17 protein-coding genes and 3 tRNA genes are annotated in these 19,651 nt (G+C 72.2%); 12 read left to right on the forward strand and 8 right to left on the reverse strand.

The window, feature by feature from the left end; all coding sequences use genetic code 11:
- Nucleotides 1-15 precede the first annotated feature (15 nt).
- The 4 genes from purD to ACSHWO_RS18305 all read left to right on the forward strand — a co-directional run bounded on the left by purD (nt 16) and on the right by ACSHWO_RS18305 (nt 5,865).
- Nucleotides 16-1,269 (forward strand): phosphoribosylamine--glycine ligase, encoded by a 1,254-nt coding sequence (gene purD / locus ACSHWO_RS18290; protein ID WP_361100178.1) that lies wholly within the window; start codon nt 16-18, stop codon nt 1,267-1,269.
- Nucleotides 1,270-1,566: 297 nt separating this feature from the next.
- Nucleotides 1,567-3,165, forward strand: coding sequence for a hypothetical protein (locus tag ACSHWO_RS18295; RefSeq protein WP_438313153.1), 1,599 nt, complete (start codon nt 1,567-1,569; stop codon nt 3,163-3,165).
- A 231-nt stretch (nt 3,166-3,396) separates the two neighbouring features.
- Nucleotides 3,397-4,875 (forward strand): N,N-dimethylformamidase beta subunit family domain-containing protein, encoded by a 1,479-nt coding sequence (locus ACSHWO_RS18300; RefSeq protein WP_438313155.1) that lies wholly within the window; start codon nt 3,397-3,399, stop codon nt 4,873-4,875.
- Between the two features lie 87 nt (nt 4,876-4,962).
- Complete coding sequence (locus tag ACSHWO_RS18305) at nt 4,963-5,865, forward strand: phosphoribosylaminoimidazolesuccinocarboxamide synthase (protein ID WP_438313157.1); 903 nt, start codon at nt 4,963-4,965, stop codon at nt 5,863-5,865.
- Between the two features lie 44 nt (nt 5,866-5,909).
- Here the strand turns inward: ACSHWO_RS18305 and ACSHWO_RS18310 are convergent.
- The 6 genes from ACSHWO_RS18310 to ACSHWO_RS18335 all read right to left on the reverse strand — a co-directional run bounded on the left by ACSHWO_RS18310 (nt 5,910) and on the right by ACSHWO_RS18335 (nt 8,705).
- Nucleotides 5,910-5,985 (reverse strand) — tRNA-Gly (locus ACSHWO_RS18310).
- Nucleotides 5,986-6,007: 22 nt separating this feature from the next.
- Nucleotides 6,008-6,619, reverse strand: a complete 612-nt coding sequence (locus ACSHWO_RS18315) for a response regulator (RefSeq protein WP_438313159.1) — start codon at nt 6,617-6,619, stop codon at nt 6,008-6,010.
- Nucleotides 6,616-7,854, reverse strand: coding sequence for a sensor histidine kinase (locus ACSHWO_RS18320; protein ID WP_438313161.1), 1,239 nt, complete (start codon nt 7,852-7,854; stop codon nt 6,616-6,618). The genes ACSHWO_RS18315 and ACSHWO_RS18320 overlap by 4 nt, the downstream gene beginning before the upstream one ends.
- Before the next feature lie 210 nt (nt 7,855-8,064).
- A tRNA-Gly gene (locus tag ACSHWO_RS18325) sits at nt 8,065-8,137 on the reverse strand.
- A gap of 79 nt (nt 8,138-8,216) precedes the next feature.
- A tRNA-Gly gene (locus ACSHWO_RS18330) sits at nt 8,217-8,288 on the reverse strand.
- 99 nt (nt 8,289-8,387) lie between these two features.
- A complete protein-coding gene (locus tag ACSHWO_RS18335; RefSeq protein WP_361100196.1) occupies nt 8,388-8,705 on the reverse strand; it encodes a histone-like nucleoid-structuring protein Lsr2 in 318 nt (105 codons plus the stop codon).
- A gap of 372 nt (nt 8,706-9,077) precedes the next feature.
- On the opposite strand from ACSHWO_RS18335, the gene purS reads away from it, so the two are divergent.
- The 8 genes from purS (at nt 9,078) to purM (ending at nt 17,795) form a co-directional block, all read left to right on the forward strand.
- Nucleotides 9,078-9,323, forward strand: a complete 246-nt coding sequence (gene purS / locus ACSHWO_RS18340) for a phosphoribosylformylglycinamidine synthase subunit PurS (protein ID WP_179174904.1) — start codon at nt 9,078-9,080, stop codon at nt 9,321-9,323.
- Entirely contained in the window at nt 9,320-10,000 is a 681-nt protein-coding gene (gene purQ, locus ACSHWO_RS18345) for a phosphoribosylformylglycinamidine synthase subunit PurQ (RefSeq protein ID WP_385849145.1), read from the forward strand. The genes purS and purQ overlap by 4 nt, the downstream gene beginning before the upstream one ends.
- Nucleotides 9,997-12,246 carry a phosphoribosylformylglycinamidine synthase subunit PurL gene (purL, locus tag ACSHWO_RS18350; RefSeq protein WP_361100203.1) on the forward strand — a complete coding sequence of 750 codons (2,250 nt, stop codon included), beginning with the start codon at nt 9,997-9,999 and terminating at the stop codon, nt 12,244-12,246. The genes purQ and purL overlap by 4 nt, the downstream gene beginning before the upstream one ends.
- 134 nt (nt 12,247-12,380) lie before the next feature.
- Nucleotides 12,381-12,905 carry an ArsR/SmtB family transcription factor gene (locus tag ACSHWO_RS18355; RefSeq protein WP_385849144.1) on the forward strand — a complete coding sequence of 175 codons (525 nt, stop codon included), beginning with the start codon at nt 12,381-12,383 and terminating at the stop codon, nt 12,903-12,905.
- 187 nt (nt 12,906-13,092) lie between these two features.
- The gene (locus ACSHWO_RS18360) at nt 13,093-13,884 is read left to right on the forward strand and encodes a maleylpyruvate isomerase family mycothiol-dependent enzyme (protein WP_385849143.1); all 792 of its coding nucleotides are present in this window, start codon (nt 13,093-13,095) and stop codon (nt 13,882-13,884) included.
- Nucleotides 13,885-13,934: 50 nt separating this feature from the next.
- Nucleotides 13,935-14,771, forward strand: coding sequence for an META domain-containing protein (locus tag ACSHWO_RS18365; protein ID WP_438313165.1), 837 nt, complete (start codon nt 13,935-13,937; stop codon nt 14,769-14,771).
- A gap of 277 nt (nt 14,772-15,048) precedes the next feature.
- The gene (purF, locus tag ACSHWO_RS18370; protein ID WP_361100216.1) at nt 15,049-16,566 is read left to right on the forward strand and encodes an amidophosphoribosyltransferase; all 1,518 of its coding nucleotides are present in this window, start codon (nt 15,049-15,051) and stop codon (nt 16,564-16,566) included.
- A gap of 143 nt (nt 16,567-16,709) precedes the next feature.
- The gene (gene purM, locus ACSHWO_RS18375) at nt 16,710-17,795 is read left to right on the forward strand and encodes a phosphoribosylformylglycinamidine cyclo-ligase (RefSeq protein WP_361100219.1); all 1,086 of its coding nucleotides are present in this window, start codon (nt 16,710-16,712) and stop codon (nt 17,793-17,795) included.
- A 138-nt stretch (nt 17,796-17,933) separates the two neighbouring features.
- Here purM and ACSHWO_RS18380 read toward each other — a convergent pair whose 3' ends face one another.
- Together ACSHWO_RS18380 and ACSHWO_RS18385 are read right to left on the reverse strand one after the other, a co-directional pair.
- Nucleotides 17,934-18,251, reverse strand: a complete 318-nt coding sequence (locus tag ACSHWO_RS18380; protein ID WP_361100222.1) for a DUF3073 domain-containing protein — start codon at nt 18,249-18,251, stop codon at nt 17,934-17,936.
- A 232-nt stretch (nt 18,252-18,483) separates the two neighbouring features.
- Entirely contained in the window at nt 18,484-19,599 is a 1,116-nt protein-coding gene (locus ACSHWO_RS18385) for a Leu/Phe/Val dehydrogenase (protein WP_438313168.1), read from the reverse strand.
- Nucleotides 19,600-19,651 lie beyond the last annotated feature (52 nt).

The following is a 19,651-nucleotide window of genomic DNA, read 5'->3' on the forward strand; positions in this document are numbered from 1 at the left end:
GCTAGGCTGCATGGCGTGAAGGTCCTCGTCATCGGCGGCGGCGCCCGCGAACACGCCCTGTGCCGCTCTCTGTCCCTCGACCCCGACGTCAACGCGCTCTACTGCGCCCCCGGCAACGCCGGCATCGCCGAGGTGGCGGAGCTGCGCCCGGTCGACGCCCTCGACGGCGCGGCCGTGGCCGGCCTGGCCACCGAGCTCGGTGCCGACCTGGTCGTCATCGGCCCGGAGGCGCCGCTGGTCGCCGGTGTCGCCGACGCCGTCCGCGCCGCCGGCATCCCCGTCTTCGGCCCGTCCGCCGAGGCGGCGCAGCTGGAGGGCTCGAAGGCGTTCGCGAAGGACGTGATGGCCGCGGCCGGCGTCCCGACCGCGCGCAGCTACGTGTGCACCACGCCCGAGGAGGTGGACGCGGCCCTCGACGCCTTCGGCGCGCCCTACGTGGTCAAGGACGACGGCCTCGCCGCCGGCAAGGGCGTCGTGGTCACCGATGACCTGGACGCCGCCCGCGAGCACGCCCTGGCCTGCGACCGCGTCGTCATCGAGGAGTACCTCGACGGCCCCGAGGTCTCGCTGTTCGCGGTCACCGACGGCACCACCGTCCTCCCGCTGCAGCCCGCACAGGACTTCAAGCGGGCGCTCGACGGCGACGAGGGGCCCAACACCGGTGGCATGGGGGCCTACTCGCCGCTGCCGTGGGCCGACCCGAAGCTCGTCGACGAGGTCCTGGAGACGGTGCTCCAGCCGACCGTGGACGAACTGCGCCACCGCGGGACCCCGTTCTCCGGTCTGCTCTACGCCGGTCTCGCGATCACCTCGCGCGGCGTGCGCGTCATCGAGTTCAACGCCCGCTTCGGCGACCCCGAGACGCAGGTGGTCCTCGCCCGGCTGCGGACCCCGCTCGCGGGCCTGCTGCTGAGCGCGGCCAAGGGCACCCTGGAGGCCGAGCCCCCGCTCACCTGGCGGGAGGACGCGGCCGTCACCGTCGTCATCGCCTCCCACAACTACCCCGGCACCCCGCGCACCGGGGACCCGATCGAGGGCCTGGCCGAGGTGGCCGCCGAGGACGGTCCCGACGCGTACGTGCTGCACGCCGGGACCCGGCGCGAGGGCGACGCGGTCGTCAGCGCGGGCGGTCGCGTCCTGTCGGTGACGGCGACCGGCTCCGACCTGGCGCAGGCCCGCGAGAAGGCGTACAGGGCCGTCGCGCGGATCCGCCTCGACGGCTCGCACCACCGCACGGACATCGCCGCCAAGGCGGCCGGCACGGCCTGAGGCCGCCGGGCGGCAGCGCAGCCGCGGCGCGGGCCCGGTACGCACACAGGTGCGAGCCGGGCCCGCACGCATGTCCGTGTGCGAGTGCATCCAGCCGCGTTCGAACGCAGCAGCTTTAGCCAAAGCCATTCCATCGGGTGATCGTCCTGGCGTCTGGCTGACTGCCGGGCGCTCCCCAACTAGGGTGCGGCGCAAGCATTCCGGCACTTGGCCCACCGGCATTGCGATGTCAGTGGCGGGTGTCACAGTGGGGGAGTGAGCAAAGCCGCCGCAGGGCAGAGGGGGTGAGGTCCGGTCGTGTCCGGAACCGGTTCGTATCGGGAAGGGAGCCCGCCGTCCGCGCGCTCCCGGGCGCTGGCCGTGCTGCGCGTGCGCAGCAGGGCGCTGGCCGTCGGCCTGCTGCCCGCCGCCCTCGCGGCGGTGCTGGTCTCCGCCCGGATGACGGGATGGCTGGCCGGGGACCCCTGGCCGCTGGTGACGCTCGTCGTGTGTGCGGTCGCCGTGCTGGTGCTGCTGGTGGGCGGGATCTTCACCGCGGTGGTGGTGCGGGCCGGGCCCGCCGTGACACCGACCGTGCCGCTGACCGAGGCCGAGGCGCCCGACCTGTACAGGCTGGTGCGCGATCTGGCCGACCGCATGGAGGTGCCGGCACCCTCCGCGATAGCCCTGACGCCGGACTGCGACAGCTGGCTGGAGGACCGCACGCATGCCGCCCACCGGCGCCGCGGCCCGGCCGCCGGCCCGGGGGCGGAGCCGGGCGCGGCGCCCGTGCTGGTGATCGGCTCGCCGTTCCTGTGGTGGATGCGGGTCGCCGAGCTGCGGGCGGCGCTCGCCCCGGTCGTCGCCGGTACGGGACCTTCGGCGCACCCCGACATAGCCGACGCCCGCGGCTTCGTGCGCGGGCTGGACGCCGCAGTGGACGTGGCCGGCCGGCCCGGCCTCGGCTGGATCGGCGGACCGGCGCGACTGCTGCTGCGGCTGTGCCGGGAGGACGCCGCCGAGATGGAGCGCGGGGTCGCCGCCGCCGCCTCGGACCGGGCGCAGCGGGTGGACTACGGGCTGCGGATCGCCGCCCAGGAGCAGGTCGGCCTCGCGTACGCGGGGTGGGACCGGCTGCTGACCCGGGTGGCGCTGCCGGCGTGGCGGATGGGCCGCTGGCCCTCGCACCTCGACGCCGGGGTGGTGTCCGCGCTGACCGAGCTGTCCCGGCGGGACCGGATGGCCGACGGCTTCGCCTCCCGGCTGGGCGAGCGGCCCGCGTGCGACCTGCTGGAGCGGCCCGGCGCCGTCGACGAGGCGGCCTCCCTGCTCGCCGCGCGGCTCTTCCACGGCGGCCCGGCCGAGGCCGGGCCGGACTGGGCGCCGGTGGACTGGGCGGCGTACCCGGAGGAGGTCGTGGACCGCACCTGGCGGGCGGAGGCGGCCCGGTTGCAGGGGGCGTTGGACGCCCTGGCCGTGCCTCCGGGAGCGGGCCCCACACTGGACCGGCTCATCGGCTACCTGGCGGAGGCGGGCGGCGACGGCGGGGCCGGGGAGGCCCTGGCCGGGCGGCTCAGCGGCGACCTGGCCAGGGAGGAACGCTCCGGAGGCCGCCGCTGCGTGGTGGCCCGCGGTGCGGACACCGTTCCCCTCTTCCCGCTGCAGCCGCCGAGGAGCGGCCGGGACCTGCTCGCCGACCACGTGACGGCCCTGGTGTGCTGCGCGGCGGTGGACTGCGTCGGCGCCGCCCCGGGCCTGGACTGGCTGGACGGGCCGGTCCTGCTGGCGGGCGGCGAGCGCCGCTCGGACCTGGCCCCCCGCGTGCTGAGCCTGGTCGAGGACGGCGATCCGGAGCCGCTGCGAGACTGGCTGGCCGAGCTGGGCATCCGCCCCGAGAAACCGGTCCGCCTGGTCTGACCGGCCCGCCATCCCCGCACCGCCCCCAGCGCACTCCGCTCACCCCGGGCGCACGCCGAGTGCTCCTCCCCGGCCGGATCCCCCGGTCGTATCCCTGGCCCCGGTTGTGGCGAACGGTGACGGAACGAGCGCGTCATGTGATGTGCTGGGACCGGTCGCGGCCGGACCTCCTGGACCGTGCCGCGCCGCCGTGTGCTGAAGCCGTTCGGGGGAGCGAGGGAGGGGAGCGGAATGGGTGCGGACCGGATCCGGCGATGGGAGTCAGGGGCGCTCGCCCACGCGGTGAACGACCCCTTCGGGCAGGGCCCGCTGCCGTGGCTCCGCACCAGCGAGCCGCACGTCGACGCCGCCGGCCGCGTCGTGCCCTGGTACGTGGACCCGGCGGCGGCCCCCGGCCGGTCCCCCGCCACCGTCCCCGCCACCGGACCCCGTACCGCCGACGACGTGCACCGGCAGATCAAGGGGTTCACCTCCGCCGGCGCCGTGGCCCCCGGCGAGAGCATCGACTTCCACATCACCGTGGACCCGCCCCAGCAGTTCTCCGTCGACGTCCACCGCATCGGCCACTACGGCGGCGCCGGCACCGCAAGGATCACCACCAGCCCGCGCCTGTCCGGCATCGTCCAGCCGCCGCCCCTCACCGCCGACCGCACGGTCTCCTGCCACCACTGGTGGATGTCCTGGCGGCTGCGGATCCCGGACCACTGGAACACCGGGGCGTACGTGGCCGTGCTCACCACCGCCGACGGCTACCGCTCCCACATCCCCTTCACCGTGCGCGACGGCCGCCCCGCCGACCTGCTGCTCCTGCTGCCCGACATCACCTGGCAGGCGTACAACCTCTACCCCGAGGACGGCCGCACCGGCGCGAGCCTCTACCACGCCTGGGACGACGAGGGCCGGCTCCTCGGCGCGCAGGACGCCGCCGTCACGGTCTCCTTCGACCGCCCGTACGCCGGCACGGGACTGCCCCTGCACGTGGGCCACGCCTACGACTTCATCCGCTGGGCCGAGCGCTACGGCTACGACCTCGCCTACGCCGACGCCCGCGACCTGCACGCCGGCCGCGTCGACGCCTCCCGCTACCGCGGCCTCGTCTTCCCCGGCCACGACGAGTACTGGTCGGCCGCCATGCGCCGGGCCGCCGAGCGCGCCCGCGACCAGGGCACCTCGCTGGTCTTCCTCTCCGCCAACACCATGTACTGGCAGGTCGAGCTGGCGCCCTCCCCGTGGGGGGTCGCCGACCGGCTCCTGACCTGCCGCAAGCGCCGCGGCCCCGGCCGCCCCAGCCTGTGGCGCGAGGTCGACCGCCCCGAACAGCAGCTGCTCGGCATCCAGTACGCGGGGCGGGTCCCCGAGCCCGCGCCGCTGATCGTGCGCAACGCCTCGCACTGGCTGTGGGAGTCCACCGGCGCCGGCGAGAACGACGAGCTGCCCGGCCTGGTCGCGGGCGAGGCCGACCGGTACTTCCCCCGCACCCAGCTGCCCGAGCACCGGGACCGGATCCTGCTGGCGCACTCCCCGTACCGGGACGGCGACGGGGCCAAGCGCCACCAGGAGACCTCCCTGTACCGGGCCCCCAGCGGCGCCCTCGTCTTCGCGTCGGGCACCTTCGCCTGGTCCCCCGCCCTCGACCGCCCGGGCCACGTGGACGAGCGGATCCAGCGGGCCACGGCCAACCTCCTGGACCGGATCTGCAAGCGGGGCTGACCCGCCCGGGCCGGACCCGTCGTCCGCCCGCGCGGGCGGGTGCGGGAGAATGGGGCTGCGCTTCGTACAGAACCACAGGGAGACCCCGTGTCCGGATTCGTCGAAAAGCCCGAGCCGGTTCAGGTTCCAGGCCTCGTCCACCTCCACACCGGCAAGGTGCGCGACCTCTACCGCGACGGGGACGGCAACCTCGTCATGGTCGCCAGCGACCGGATGTCCGCCTTCGACTGGGTGCTGCCGACCGAGATCCCCGACAAGGGCCGGGTCCTCACTCAGCTCTCGCTGTGGTGGTTCGAGCAGCTCGCGGACCTCGTCCCGAACCACGTGATCGGCACGGACCTCCCCGCGGGCGCCCCCGCGGACTGGGCGGGCCGCACGCTGATCTGCAAGAACCTGACCATGGTTCCGGTGGAGTGCGTGGCCCGCGGCTACCTCACCGGCTCCGGCCTCGCCGAGTACGACCAGACCCGTACGGTATGCGGGCTCGCCCTGCCCGAGGGTCTCGTCGACGGCTCCGAGCTGCCCGCGCCGATCTTCACGCCGGCGGCCAAGGCCGAGGTCGGCGAGCACGACGAGAACGTCTCCTACGAGGAGGTCGCGCGCACCACCGGCGCCGAGACCGCCGCGCTGCTGCGCCAGACCACCCTGGCCGTGTACGGCCGGGCCCGGGACATCGCCCGCGAGCGGGGGATCATCCTTGCGGACACCAAGTTCGAGTTCGGTTTCGACGCGGACGGCACCCTGGTCGCCGCCGACGAGGTGCTGACCCCGGACTCCTCCCGCTTCTGGCCGGCCGACCTGTGGGAGCCGGGCCGCGCCCAGCCCTCCTTCGACAAGCAGTTCGTCCGCGACTGGCTGTCCTCCCCGGCTTCCGGCTGGGACCCGAAGGGCGAACTCCCGCCGCCGGTCCTCCCGCAGGAGGTCGTCGAGCAGACCCGCGCCAAGTACATCGAGGCGTACGAGCGGCTCACCGGCCAGAACTGGTCCTGAGACACGAAGAAGCCCCCGGTCCGGGACCGGGGGCTTCTTCCTTCTGGAGCGGACAACGAGACTCGAACTCGCGACATCCACCTTGGCAAGGTGGTGCTCTACCAACTGAGCTATGTCCGCATGCGCCGTGGCGCGGGAACCACTATACCCAACCGCGCTCGCGCGCGAGACGCACCGCGGCGTGCCGGTTCTCCGCACCGATCTTCGATGCCGCCGACGACAGGTAGTTGCGAACGGTCCCCTGCGACAGGCCCGCGCGTTCCGCGATCTCCGCCACCGGTGCCCCGTCCCCGGCCAGTTCCAGCACCTCGGCCTCGCGGGCGGTCAGCGGCGAGTCCCCCGCGCTGATGGCGTCGGCCGCCAACTCGGGGTCCACGTAACGACCTCCGGCGTGCACCGTCCGGATCAGCTCGGCGAGCCGCTGCGCCGACACCGTCTTCGGCGCGAAGGCCCGCACTCCGGACGCCAGGGCCCGCTTGAGGTGGCCGGGCCGCCCGTGACTGGTCACGATCATGGTTCTGCACTCGGGGAGTTCGGCCTTCAGCGATGTGGCCACGCTCACACCGTCCAACCCGGGCATCTGCAGGTCCAGCACGGCCACGTCCGGCCGGTGGGCCCGCGCCATCGCCAGGGCCTCCGGCCCCGAGGCCGCCTCGGCGACGACCAGCAGGTCGTCCTCCAGGGCGAGCAGGGCGGCGAGCGCCCCGCGGATCAGGTGCTCGTCGTCGGCCAGCAGTACGCGTACGGGGCTCACGCCCGCACCTCCAATCCTCGCAGTTGGCGGCCCGGGATGCGGGCCCGGAGCCGGAATCGGCCGTCGCCCACCGGGCCGGCGTCGAGCGTGCCGTCGAGCACGGCGAGGCGCTCGCGCAGCCCGGCGAGCCCGGAGCCGGGCGGCCCGGCCGGCGCTTCGGGTGCCCCGTCGTTCTCCACGACCAGGGTCAGTTCGCCGCCCTCGGGCGCTGTGAGGCGTATCACGCAGGTGCGTGCGTCGCCGTGCCGCAGGACGTTCGTGGTGGCCTCCCGCACGACCCAGCCGAGCGCCGACTGCACCTCGGGGCGCAGCTTCCGCCCCGGTTCGGCCTCGACCCGGCAGTCCATCCCGGCCGCGGTCAGCACGCCCCGTGCACCCTCCAGCTCCGCCGCGAGGTCGGCCTCCCGGTAGCCGCGGACGACGTCGCGCACCTCGCGCTGCGACTCGCGGGCGATCCGCTGCACCTCGATCATCTGGGTGACGGCCTCGGGGCGTTCGCGCCGGGCCAGCTGGACCGCGAGTTCGCTCTTGAGGGCGATGACAGCGAGGTTGCGGCCCATCACGTCGTGCAGGTCGCGGCCGAAGCGCAGTCGCTCCTCGGCGACGGCCAGCTGGGCCTGGAGCTCCCGGGCGCGGTCCAGCTCGTAGACCATCTTCAGCAGCCAGCCCGAGAAACCGCAGGCCAGACACATGAACAGGCTGGTCAGCAGCACCGCGAACGTGTACCCGGCGGCCTCGCCCCAGGGCAGTCCGACGGCCAGCACCACGATGCCCGTGGTGAGCGCCCCGGCCGGTGCGACGCACCACATCTGGCGGACCCGCTTCGCGCAGAGCACGAGCGATCCGCAGGTGAAGCCGACCATGCCGGTCACCATCGACGGTGCCACCGCCTCGGGGAGGTGCTCGGTCTTGCGGAGCACCAGGAAGGCGAGGCAGACGGCGGCCGTCACGGCCGTCGTCGCCACCGCGAGCCGCACCGGCCGCTCCCGGCGGCCCACCAGCCAGTCCAGGGCCCGGGAGGAGAGGAACGCCGTGGCCACGCCGTGTACGAGGACGACCAGCAGTGTCCCGAGGGCTACGTGCCGCTGGATGCCCTTCTCGGCGGCGACGGCCATCGGGGCCAACCCGAAGGAGAAGACCTCGATGACCACGAAGAAGTGGAACGACCACCGTGTGTACAGCTCCACCTTTGCCGCGGTGCTGCGGTTCTTCCACCATCCGGTGAGTTTCGACACGGTTCCCCGATTTCCCCGATCACCCTGCGGCGGGTGCTGTTCCCCATGGCTCCAGCCTCGCGGCGGGCCCTTCGTCGCACCAGTGGGCGTGGTCATCGCCCCCGATGACATTTGTCAGTACGCGGCAGGTCGTCGCCAGGTCGTCGGCAGGTCGTTCTGCGTGCGCATACGACAAAGGCCCTGATCGATGATCAGGGCCTTTGCACTCTGAGCGGACGACGAGACTCGAACTCGCGACATCCACCTTGGCAAGGTGGTGCTCTACCAACTGAGCTACGTCCGCATGCCCGCTCCGGCGGTTCGGCCGGGCGATGCGTGCATCACTCTACCTGATCCACCGGAGTGGTCGGTAAAGCCTTGCGAGCGGGTGACAGGAATCGCACACTGCGCCTTCCCCCTGGAAGGGGGATGTTCTGCTACTGAACTACACCCGCACGACCTTCGAGGCTCTGACCTGCGGTCTCGCCCCTCGGCGTGATCCACACACTAGCGGACGGGAGGGGGTGGATGCCAAATCGGCCTCGGGGTCCGCCTCAGTGGGCCTGGTGGTAGGCCTCGTAGACGCGCTTCGGGATGCGGCCCCGCGGGGGCACGTCGAAGTCGTGCGACCGGGCCCAGGCCCGGACGACCGCCGGGTCGGGGGCGAGGGAGGTGTGCTTGAAGGCCTTCCCGGAGCGGGCCTGTCGGCGTCCGGCGGCCATGTACGGGGCGAGGGCGTCCCGCAGTTTCTCGGCGTTGGTCAGATTCAGGTCGATCTCGTAGGACTTACCGTCCAGGCCGAACGTGACCGTTTCCGCCGCTTCTCCGCCGTCGATGTCGTCGGAGAGTGTGACCACTACGCGCTGCGCCACGGATATCGGTCCCTTCGCGCGACAGCCGCCGCCGCTGACGTGCGGTGATGTCGCCTGTGTGGATGTTTCGGAGCAATGCGTCTTTCGCTACCGGGTGCGGAGCGGCAAATGCCGCGCTGCGGAGGATTCCTTTGTACCTCGATTCCCATTGCATTGCGAAGCCCAGTTAATTGTCTCCGCGTGTCCCGCCGCAATCCCGGGCATGTGGTTTTCCGGTGGATTTTGCGAAGCGTTGGTGAAGCCGAAAGGAGCCCGCGTCGGAGGGCGCGGAGAGGGGCCCGCGGGCCTCCTTCGGAAATCTACCCGCGTAGAAATTTCGGGCGGGTACGCTGAAGGAACCGCCTTCGCACCAACCACCCATCGGGAGTGCCAGTGGCACGCGTCGTAGTCGACGTCATGCTCAAGCCGGAGATCCTCGACCCCCAGGGCCAGGCGGTGCAGCGTGCACTGCCGCGCCTGGGCTTCGAGGGCATCGCCGACGTCCGCCAGGGGAAGCGCTTCGAGCTGGAAGTGGAGGGTCCGGTCGACCAGGCCGCCCTCGACCGCATCCACAAGATGGCCGAAACGTTCCTCGCCAACACCGTCATCGAAGACTTCGTCGTCAAGGTGGAGTCGTGACCGCTCGCATCGGTGTCGTCACGTTCCCCGGAACGCTCGACGACCGTGACTCGCTGCGCGCCGTCCGCCTGGCAGGAGCCGAGCCGGTCCCGCTGTGGCACCGCGACAAGGACCTGCACCAGGTCGACGCGGTCGTCCTCGCGGGCGGCTTCTCGTACGGCGACTACCTGCGCGCCGGAGCCATCTCCCGGTTCTCGCCGGTGATGGAGACCATCATCGAGCAGGCCAGGGCCGGCATGCCGGTCCTGGGCATCTGCAACGGCTTCCAGGTCCTCACCGAGGCCCACCTGCTGCCGGGCGCGATGCTCCGCAACAACCACCTGCACTTCATCTGCCGCGACCAGAAGCTCCGCGTCGAGAACGCCGGAACCTCCTGGACCGGCGACTACGAGCAGGGCCAGGAGATCTCCGTCCCGCTCAAGAACATGGACGGCCGCTACGTCGCCGACCAGCGCACCCTGGACGAACTGGAGGGCGAGGGCCGCGTGGCCTTCCGCTACCTCGACTTCAATCCGAACGGTTCGCTGAACGACATCGCCGGCATCACCAACGCCGCGGGCAACGTCGTCGGCCTCATGCCGCACCCCGAGCACGCGGTGGAGCCGCTGATCGGTACCGGCCGCACCGACGGCCTCGGATTCTTCACCTCGATCCTGAAGAAGCTGGTCTCCGCATGACTCTGGACACCGTCAAGCACGCCGCCGAGACCCCGGACTCGGCGCAGCCCTGGAAGGAACTCGGCCTCAAGGAGGACGAGTACCAGCGGATCCGGGAGATCCTCGGCCGCCGCCCCACCGGTGCCGAGCTCGCCATGTACTCGGTCATGTGGTCCGAGCACTGCTCGTACAAGAGCAGCAAGGTGCACCTGCGCCAGTTCGGCGAGAAGGCCCCCGAGAACGACGCGATGCTCGTCGGGATCGGCGAGAACGCCGGCGTCGTCGACGTCGGCCAGGGCTACGCGGTCACCTTCAAGGTCGAGTCGCACAACCACCCCTCGTACATCGAGCCCTACCAGGGTGCGGCGACCGGCGTCGGCGGCATCGTCCGCGACATCCTCGCCATGGGCGCCCGCCCGGTCGCCGTCGTCGACCCGCTGCGCTTCGGCGCGGCCGACCACCCCGACACCAAGCGCGTCCTGCCGGGCGTCGTCGCGGGCATCGGCGGCTACGGCAACTGCCTGGGCCTGCCCAACATCGGCGGCGAGGTCGTCTTCGACTCCTGCTACCAGGGCAACCCGCTGGTCAACGCCGGCTGCATCGGCGTGATGAAGCACGAGGACATCCACCTCGCCAAGGCCTCCGGCCCCGGCAACAAGGTCATCCTCTACGGCGCCCGCACGGGCGGCGACGGCATCGGCGGCGTCTCGGTCCTCGCGTCCGAGACCTTCGACGACACCAAGCCCACCAAGCGCCCGGCGGTCCAGGTCGGCGACCCCTTCCAGGAGAAGCTCCTCATCGAGTGCACCCTGGAGATCTTCAAGGAGAAGCTGGTCGCGGGCATCCAGGACCTCGGCGGCGCCGGCCTGTCCTGCGCCACCTCCGAGCTGGCCTCGGCCGGTTCCGGCGGCATGCGCGTCGAGCTCGACACCGTGCCGCTGCGCGACGCGACGCTCTCGCCCGAGGAGATCCTCATGAGCGAGTCGCAGGAGCGCATGTGCGCGATCGTCGAGCCGCAGCACGTCGACCGCTTCATGGAGATCTGCGAGAAGTGGGACGTCATCGCCACCGTCATCGGTGAGGTGACCGACGGCGAGCGCCTGGAGATCTTCTGGCACGGCGAGCAGATCGTCGACGTCCCGCCGGGTACCGTCGCCCACGAGGGACCGGTCTACCAGCGCCCGTACGCCCGCCCCGAGTGGCAGGACGCCCTCCAGGCGGACGACGCGGCGAAGCTGCCCCGCCCGCAGACCTCCGAGGAGCTCCGCGCGCAGGTCCTGGCCCTGGTCTCCTCCCCGAACCAGGCCTCGAAGTCCTGGGTCACCGACCAGTACGACCGCTTCGTGCAGGGCAACACCGTCCTCGCGCAGCCCGAGGACGCCGGCATGGTCCGCATCGACGAGGAGACCGACCTCGGCGTGGCCATCGCGACCGACGGCAACGGCCGCTACGCCAAGCTCGACCCGTACGCGGGCGCGCAGCTGGCGCTGGCCGAGGCGTACCGCAACGTCGCCGCGACCGGCGCCAAGCCGCTGGCCGTCTCCGACTGCCTGAACTTCGGCTCGCCCGAGGACCCGGGCGTCATGTGGCAGTTCGCCGAGGCCTGCCGCGGTCTCGCGGACGGCTGCCTGGAGCTGGGCACCCCGGTCACCGGCGGCAACGTCTCGCTGTACAACCAGACCGGCGAGACCGCGATCCACCCGACCCCGGTCGTGGCGGTCCTCGGCGTCATCGACGACGTCAACCGCCGTACGCCGATGGCGTTCGCCGAGGCCGGCCAGCTGCTCTACCTGCTCGGCGACACCGCCGAGGAGTTCGGCGGTTCGGCCTGGTCGCAGGTGGTCCACGACCACCTCGGCGGCCTGCCGCCCAAGGTGGACCTGGGCCGCGAGAAGCTGCTCGCCGAGATCCTGATCTCGGCGTCCCGCGACGGCATGGTCGACGCGGCGCACGACCTCTCCGACGGCGGCGTGATCCAGGCGCTCACCGAGTCCTGCCTGCGCGGCGGCAACGGTGCCCGGCTCGTGGTGCCCGAGGGCCTGGACGCCTTCACCTTCCTGTTCTCCGAGTCCGCGGGCCGGGCCGTCGTGGCCGTTCCGCGCAGCGAGGAGCTCCGCTTCACCGACATGTGCGGTGCGCGCGGCCTGCCCGCCACCCGCATCGGTGTCGTGGACGGCGAGGAGATCGAGGTCCAGGGCGAGTTCACGATCCCGCTGGCCGAGCTCCGCGAGGCCCACGAGGCGACGATCCCGGCCCTGCTGGCCTGATCCGTGCCCGTCCGATCCGTCGGACCGGACCCCCGACCCGCACCGCGGGCCGGGGGTCCGGCGGTTTCCGGGACCGGCGCCGCATCCACCCGGAGACTCTTGTACGGAATTACGTAATGACGTAATTTCGCAGTATGGATCTCGAAGCGCGCGTGGCCGAGCTGGAACGCCGGATGGCAGCACTCGAAGCACAGGAACCGCAGGAAGCCCGGCGGCCCCAACCCGCCCACTGGGTCGGGGACTTCTGGGCGCTGGAGGGCTTCAAGGCGCAGCTCGCCGAGCTCGGCGCCGACACCGGCGGCGTGCTGTTCACGGGTGCCGTCGGGCTCCCCACCGGCGAGCGGTACGAGTGGCAGCAGGGCTTCCCCACCGCGGAGCTCCTCGGTGATCCCGCGGAGGACGGGCAGCGCACCGCCGACGCCCTCGCCGCGCTCGGCAGTCCCGTACGGATCCGGCTGCTGCGGGAGGTCCTGGCCGGGCGGCGGACCGCCGCCGAGCTGACCGCGCTCGACGGGGTCGGCACCAGCGGGCAGGTCTACCACCACCTGCGCCAGCTCACCGCGGCCGGCTGGCTGCACACCACCGGGCGCGGGCGGTACGAGGTCCCCGGCGGCCGGGTCGTCCCGCTGCTCATCGCCTTCGCGGCGGCCACACCGTGACACGGGCGCAGACCTCGGGCCCGGCGGACACGGAGGTTCCGGCTCCTGTTCCTGTTCGGCTGCCCACCGGGGCCGCCCTGCTCCAGGTGCACTTCCCGCTGGTGGACGGCCCTGACGTCGGCCCGGCCCGCGGCCGCCGCACCCGAGGTGGCTGCGGTGGCCGCGGCCGATCGGGCAGACTCGCCGCATGGCATCCAGGACCCGTCGTACCCGTACCTACGACGCCGCGAAGATCCGTGCGGCCGTCACCGCGCAGTTCGCCCACATCGCCGACGCCGTCCGGGAACTGACCCCCGAACAGCTCGGCCGGGACAGCGGGCTCGGCGACTGGACCGTGGCCGACCTGGCCGCCCACATCGCCTGGATCGCCGACTCGCTGGCCGCCGGGCTCGCCCGTCCGCCGGCGGCCGTCCCCGAGCTGACGGCCGTGGAATGGCCCTCCGCCACCGCCTCCCTCGCCGGGAAGATCGCGGAGGCCGCCAAGGAGACCCTGGAGGGCGCCCCGCCGGCCGAGCTGTTCGCGCACGCGGGCGCCCGGCTGTCCGAGGCACTGGACGCGAACCCGGGCAGCCGGGTCCTCGCCCTCTGGGTCGGGGACATGACGCTGGCCGACTTCCTCGTCACCCGGACCGTGGAGCTCGTCGTGCACACCGACGACCTCAACCGGGCCGCCGGGCTGGCCGTCCCGATCGAACGGCAGGCCCTCGCCGCCTGCACCCGGCTGCTCGCCGACGCCCTCGCGCTCAAGGCGCCCGGCGGCTCGGTCGAGGTGCGCATCCCGCCCTTCGCGGTGGTCCAGTGCGTCGAGGGCCCCCGGCACACCCGCGGCACCCCGCCGAACGTCGTGGAGACCGACCCGCTGACCTGGATAAGGCTGGCCACGGGCCGGCAGGACTGGGCCTCCGCGGTCGCCGAGGCCCGGGTCTCGGCCAGCGGCGAGCGGGCCGACCTCGCGGCGCTGCTGCCGGTGATGAGCTGACCGCAGCGCCGCGCGCGGAACCGTCCGGGTCCGGCGTCCGTCCCAGGGGCATGCCCACACTCCGGCACCTCCCCGCGGCCCTGGCCGCCGTGCTCGCCCTGGCCGCCGCCACCACGGCCTGCGCCGACGGTTCCGGCCCCGCCGGCACCACGCCGGGCCCCGGGTTCTCGGGCTCCTGGTCCGTCGAGCGGCTGACCGCGGGCGGTCGGACCCTCACCGCGCCGCCCGCCGCCCACCTGGTGGTCGAGCCCAGCGGCGCCCGTAAGGCCGAGGCGAAGGGGAACTACGGCTGCAACGGGTTCACGGCCGCCGTGACCTACGAGGACGGGTCCGCACGGTCCGCCGTCACCGTCACGCCCGGCTCCTCCACGGCCATGGCCTGCGAGCACATGGAGTTCGAGACGGCCTTCGCCGAGCTGCTGAAAGGCCGGCTGGAGGTGCGGCGGGAGTCCGCCGACCGGCTGGTGCTGACCTCCCCCGGCGCCGGCACCATCGAGCTGACCTCGAAGCCGCCGGTGCCGGACGCCCCGCTCACCGTCACCGAGTGGACGGTGACGGGGTTGACCAGCGGTGACACGGCGGCCTCCGTGCCCGAGCCGGCCGCCGGCAAGGCCGTGTTCAGCCTCGGCGCCGACGGCAGCGCGAGCGGCAGCCTCGGCTGCAACCGCTTCAGCGCCGAGGCCGGGATCGACGGCCCACGGATCACTTTCGGCCAGCTCACCACGACCCGGATGGCCTGTACGGGCCCTGAGGGCGACCTGGAGCGGACGCTGACCGAACTCCTCGGCAGCGGCCCGCTCGCCTGGCGGATCGAGGCCCGCACCCTGACCCTGACGGCGGCCGACGGCAAGGGCCTCACCGCCCGGGCCGCCTCCGCCGCCGAATGACCGCCGGGGCCGAGGACCCCTCGCCGCGCGGAAAGGAAAAGAAAGGGAAAAGAAACGCAGTGCGGGACCTGGCCCGACAAGGGTGACGGCAGGGTCTCCAGAGGCGGAAGAGGGCGGCCCGGAAGCCCGTACGAATCCCCGGCCCCCCTTGCCAATCACGGCATTCCGGATATCGGGGCCGTCACCCTCCGCAGGTGTTACCCGACTGTCCGCACTGTGACTTTTCCCGGCCATCCCCAATTCGGACCAGTGGTCGATCTCGCCTACACTCGGATGCGTGCCTCGTGGTGATGGACGACTCAACCACGACCTGCTCCCCGGCGAAAAGGGCCCCCAGGACGCTTGCGGCGTCTTCGGTGTCTGGGCTCCGGGTGAAGAGGTCGCCAAGCTCACCTACTTCGGACTGTATGCACTGCAGCACCGTGGACAGGAGTCCGCGGGCATCGCTGTGAGCAACGGTTCCCAGATCCTCGTCTTCAAGGACATGGGCCTCGTGTCCCAGGTCTTCGACGAAACCTCCCTCGGTTCGCTCCAGGGTCATATCGCGGTCGGTCACGCCCGCTACTCGACCACCGGAGCGTCCGTCTGGGAGAACGCTCAGCCCACCTTCCGCGCGACCGCCCACGGCTCGATCGCCCTGGGCCACAACGGCAACCTGGTGAACACCGCCGAGCTTGCCGAGATGGTCGCAGACCTCCCCCGTCAGGACGGCCGCGCCACCCAGGTGGCCGCCACCAACGACACCGATCTGGTCACCGCCCTGCTGGCGGGCCAGACGGACGACGACGGCAAGCCCCTGACCGTCGAGGAGTCGGCCGCCAAGGTCCTCCCGCAGGTCAAGGGCGCCTTCTCCCTCGTCTTCATGGACGAGGGAACCCTCTACACCGCCCGTGACCCGCAGGGCATCCGCCCGCTGGTCCTCGGCCGCCTGGAGCGCGGCTGGGTGGTCGCGAGCGAGACCGCGGCCCTCGACATCGTGGGCGCCAGCTTCGTCCGCGAGGTCGAGCCCGGCGAGCTCATCGCGATCGACGAGAACGGCCTGCGCACCTCCCGCTTCGCAGAAGCGAAGCCCAAGGGCTGTGTCTTCGAGTACGTCTACCTGGCGCGCCCGGACACGGACATCGCCGGCCGGAACGTCTACCTCTCGCGTGTCGAGATGGGCCGGCGCCTCGCCAAGGAGGCCCCGGTCGACGCCGACCTGGTGATAGCGACGCCGGAATCCGGCACGCCCGCCGCCGTCGGCTACGCCGAGGCCAGTGGGATCCCCTACGGCTCCGGCCTGGTCAAGAACGCCTACGTGGGCCGGACCTTCATCCAGCCCTCGCAGACGATCCGCCAGCTCGGCATCCGCCTCAAACTCAACCCCCTCAAGGAAGTCATCCGGGGCAAGCGCCTGGTGGTCGTCGACGACTCGATCGTCCGCGGCAACACCCAGCGCGCGCTGGTCCGCATGCTCCGCGAGGCCGGTGCGGCCGAGGTCCACATCCGGATCTCCTCGCCGCCGGTGAAGTGGCCGTGCTTCTTCGGCATCGACTTCGCCACCCGGGCGGAGCTCATCGCCAACGGCATGAGCGTCGAGGAGATCGGCACCTCGCTGGGTGCGGACTCCCTCGCGTACATCTCGCTCGACTCGATGATCGAGGCGACGACCATCCAGAAGCCGAACCTCTGCCGTGCCTGTTTCGACGGCGAGTACCCCATGGAGCTGCCCGACCCGCAGCTGCTGGGCAAGCAGCTCCTGGAGACCGAGCTGGCCGGCGGCGCGGACGCCGCCGACGCGCTCCGCCGCCCCTAGTCGCGCGCCGGGGGCGGGGCGGGCCCCCGCCCCCGGCGGGCGGGGGCGGCCGCCCGGCTCGACCTGCGCCGGTCCCTGTCTTTCAGGCTTTTCCCAGGGGCCGGCATCTCACGCAGCACACGACACGAAAGCTCTCTCCTGTCATGACAGAGAAGACCACCGGTGCCAGCTACGCAGCGGCGTCTTACAAAACAGCAGGTGTCGACATCGAAGCGGGAGACCGCGCCGTCGAGCTGATGAAGGAGTGGGTGAAGAAGACGCAGCGCCCCGAGGTCCTCGGCGGCCTCGGCGGCTTCGCCGGCCTCTTCGACGCCTCCGCCCTCAAGCGCTACGAGCGCCCGCTGCTGGCCTCCGCCACCGACGGCGTCGGCACGAAGGTGGACATCGCCCGTCAGATGGGCGTGTACGACACCATCGGGCACGACCTGGTCGCGATGGTCATGGACGACATCGTCGTCTGCGGTGCCGAGCCGCTCTTCATGACCGACTACATCTGCGTGGGCAAGGTCCACCCCGAGCGGGTGGCCGCCATCGTCAAGGGCATCGCCGAGGGCTGCGTCCTCGCCGGCTGCGCCCTGGTCGGCGGCGAGACCGCCGAGCACCCGGGCCTCCTCGGCCCGGACGACTTCGACGTGGCGGGCGCGGGCACCGGCGTCGTGGAGTACGACCACCTGCTCGGCGCGGATCGCATCCGTACGGGTGACGCGGTCATCGCGATGGCGTCGTCCGGCCTTCACTCGAACGGGTACTCGCTGGTCCGGCACGTCCTCTTCGACCGCGCCGGGATGTCCCTCGACCAGCACGTCGAGGAGCTCGGCCGGACCCTCGGTGAGGAGCTGCTGGAGCCGACCAAGATCTACTCCCTGGACTGCCTGGCCCTCACCCGTACGGCCGCGGTGCACGCCTACTCGCACATCACGGGCGGCGGCCTCGCGGCGAACCTCGCCCGGGTCATCCCCGACCACCTGCACGCCACGGTCGACCGGTCCACCTGGACCCCGGGCGCGGTCTTCGACCTCGTCGGCAAGGCCGGGCAGGTCGAGCAGCTGGAGCTGGAGAAGACCCTGAACATGGGCGTCGGCATGATGGCCGTCGTCCCGCAGGAGTCGGTGGACGTGGCCCTGACCGCGCTGGCCGACCGGGGCGTCGACGCCTGGGTCGCCGGCGAGATCACCGAGCGCGGCGAGCACACCGAGGGTGCGGAGCTGACCGGGTCGTACGCGAGCTGAGACAGCACGGAAACCCGGTCCGGGGCGGGGCCCTGGACCGGGTTTCGTGTATTGCTCTGAGCGCTGACGTGGATCCGGGTCAGCCGCTGGTGGTCACGCGATCACGCGGTGCCACCGATGTGATGCGAACGTGAGGCGTCAAGCGCCGCGACGCTGCTGAGTCGACGGGCCGGACTCGTCGTCCTCGTCCTCGTCGTCATCGCTGTTGTACAGCTCCGCGTACTTCGCGTACGGGTCGTCGTCGTCCAGCTCGTCATCGACGTCGACCGGCTCGCTGACAGGCAGCAGCGGCGTCGTCGGCGATGCGCCCAGCTCGTTGGCCAGACGCGCAAGGTCAGTGCCGCCGCTGTTGTACTTCAGCTGGCGGGCGACCTTCGTCTGCTTGGCCTTGGCCCGGCCGCGCCCCATGGCTCGACCCCCTCGGTGACGGGGCTCGACGGCCCCAGAGTCTGACACGCGTTCATGGTTCGGAGCGGGCTCTCCTCGGAGAGACCGTCCGTAGGGGTTTAACGGTACCTGTTTCCGCGGCCATACGGTACGCCGCCCGCATGACGCGCCTCGGAACAGGACCATCGAGGCGCCCCGTCCTCGCTGGTCAGCTGCGATTTTAACTCTTTCCTGGCGGCCGACCCGCCGAAGTGCAGTGAGTTCCGTCTCGCCGCACCCCGGCGGGCGCACCGGCAGGGGGCTAGGAGGCCTTCGCCGCCTTGGCCGCGCGGCCGTCGGCCATCCGCTGCTCGGCGATCCGGTCGGCCGCCGCAGCCGGAGGAATACCGTCAGCCTTTGCGCGAGCGAAGATCTCCAGCGTGGTGTCGAAGATCTTCGTGGCCTGGGCCTTGCACCGGTCGAAGTCGAAGCCGTGCAGCTCGTCCGCGACCTGGATCACGCCGCCCGCGTTGACCACGTAGTCCGGCGCGTAGAGGATGCCGCGGTCCGCGAGGTCCTTCTCGATGCCCGGGTGGGCGAGCTGGTTGTTCGCCGCACCGCAGACGATCGCGGCGGTGAGGGCGGGCACGGTCTCGTCGTTGAGGGCGCCGCCGAGCGCGCAGGGGGCGTAGATGTCCAGGCCCTCGGTGCGGATCAGCGCGTCCGTGTCGACCACGGCCGTCACCTGCGGGTGCTTGTCGAGGATCCGCCGCACCGACTCCTCGCGGACGTCGGTGATCACGACCTCGGCGCCGTCCTCCAGGAGGTGCTCGACCAGGTAGTGGCCGACCTTGCCGACGCCGGCCACGCCGACCTTGCGGCCGCGCAGGGTCGGGTCGCCCCACAGGTGCTGGGCGCTGGCCCGCATGCCCTGGAAGACGCCGAAGGCGGTGAGGACGGAGGAGTCGCCGGCGCCTCCGTTCTCGGGGGAGCGGCCGGTGGCCCAGCGGGTCTCGCGGGCGACCACGTCCATGTCCGCGACGTACGTGCCGACGTCGCACGCGGTGACGTAGCGGCCGCCGAGGGATTCGACGAAGCGACCGTAGGCCAGCAGCAGGTCCTCGGTCTTGATCTGGTCCGGTTCGCCGATGATGACGGCCTTGCCGCCGCCGAGGCCGAGGCCGGCCATGGCGTTCTTGTAGGACATGCCGCGCGAGAGGTTCAGCGCGTCGAGGACGGCCTCCTCGTCGGAGGCGTACGCGTGGAAGCGCGTGCCGCCGAGGGCGGGGCCCAGGGCGGTGGAGTGGATGGCGATGACGGCCTTCAGGCCCGTGGCACGGTCCTGGCACAGCACGACTTGCTCGTGGCCGCCCTGTTCCGAGTGGAACAGGGTGTGCAGGACGCCGTCGGTCATTTCGGTCACGGTGGTGACTCCCATGGAAGAGATGCGGCGGAAAGACGCCCGCCCTGCGGGTGGGGGAGGGCGTGCT

It is taken from the genome of Streptomyces pallidus (ex Mingjun et al. 2026), from assembly GCF_051550185.1.
Lineage (GTDB): Bacteria > Actinomycetota > Actinomycetes > Streptomycetales > Streptomycetaceae > Streptomyces.

What these genes read in the sequence shown, in the direction of transcription:
- ACSHWO_RS18360 (WP_385849143.1), top strand. Translation starts at nt 13,093, where the DNA reads ATGGCATCCAGGACCCGTCGTACCCGTACCTACGACGCCGCGAAGATC.
- ACSHWO_RS18300 (WP_438313155.1), top strand. Translation starts at nt 3,397, where the DNA reads ATGGGTGCGGACCGGATCCGGCGATGGGAGTCAGGGGCGCTCGCCCAC.
- ACSHWO_RS18355 (WP_385849144.1), top strand. Translation starts at nt 12,381, where the DNA reads ATGGATCTCGAAGCGCGCGTGGCCGAGCTGGAACGCCGGATGGCAGCA.
- ACSHWO_RS18365 (WP_438313165.1), top strand. Translation starts at nt 13,935, where the DNA reads ATGCCCACACTCCGGCACCTCCCCGCGGCCCTGGCCGCCGTGCTCGCC.
- purM (WP_361100219.1), top strand. Translation starts at nt 16,710, where the DNA reads ATGACAGAGAAGACCACCGGTGCCAGCTACGCAGCGGCGTCTTACAAA.
- ACSHWO_RS18385 (WP_438313168.1), bottom strand. Translation starts at nt 19,599, where the DNA reads ATGGGAGTCACCACCGTGACCGAAATGACCGACGGCGTCCTGCACACC.
- purL (WP_361100203.1), top strand. Translation starts at nt 9,997, where the DNA reads ATGACTCTGGACACCGTCAAGCACGCCGCCGAGACCCCGGACTCGGCG.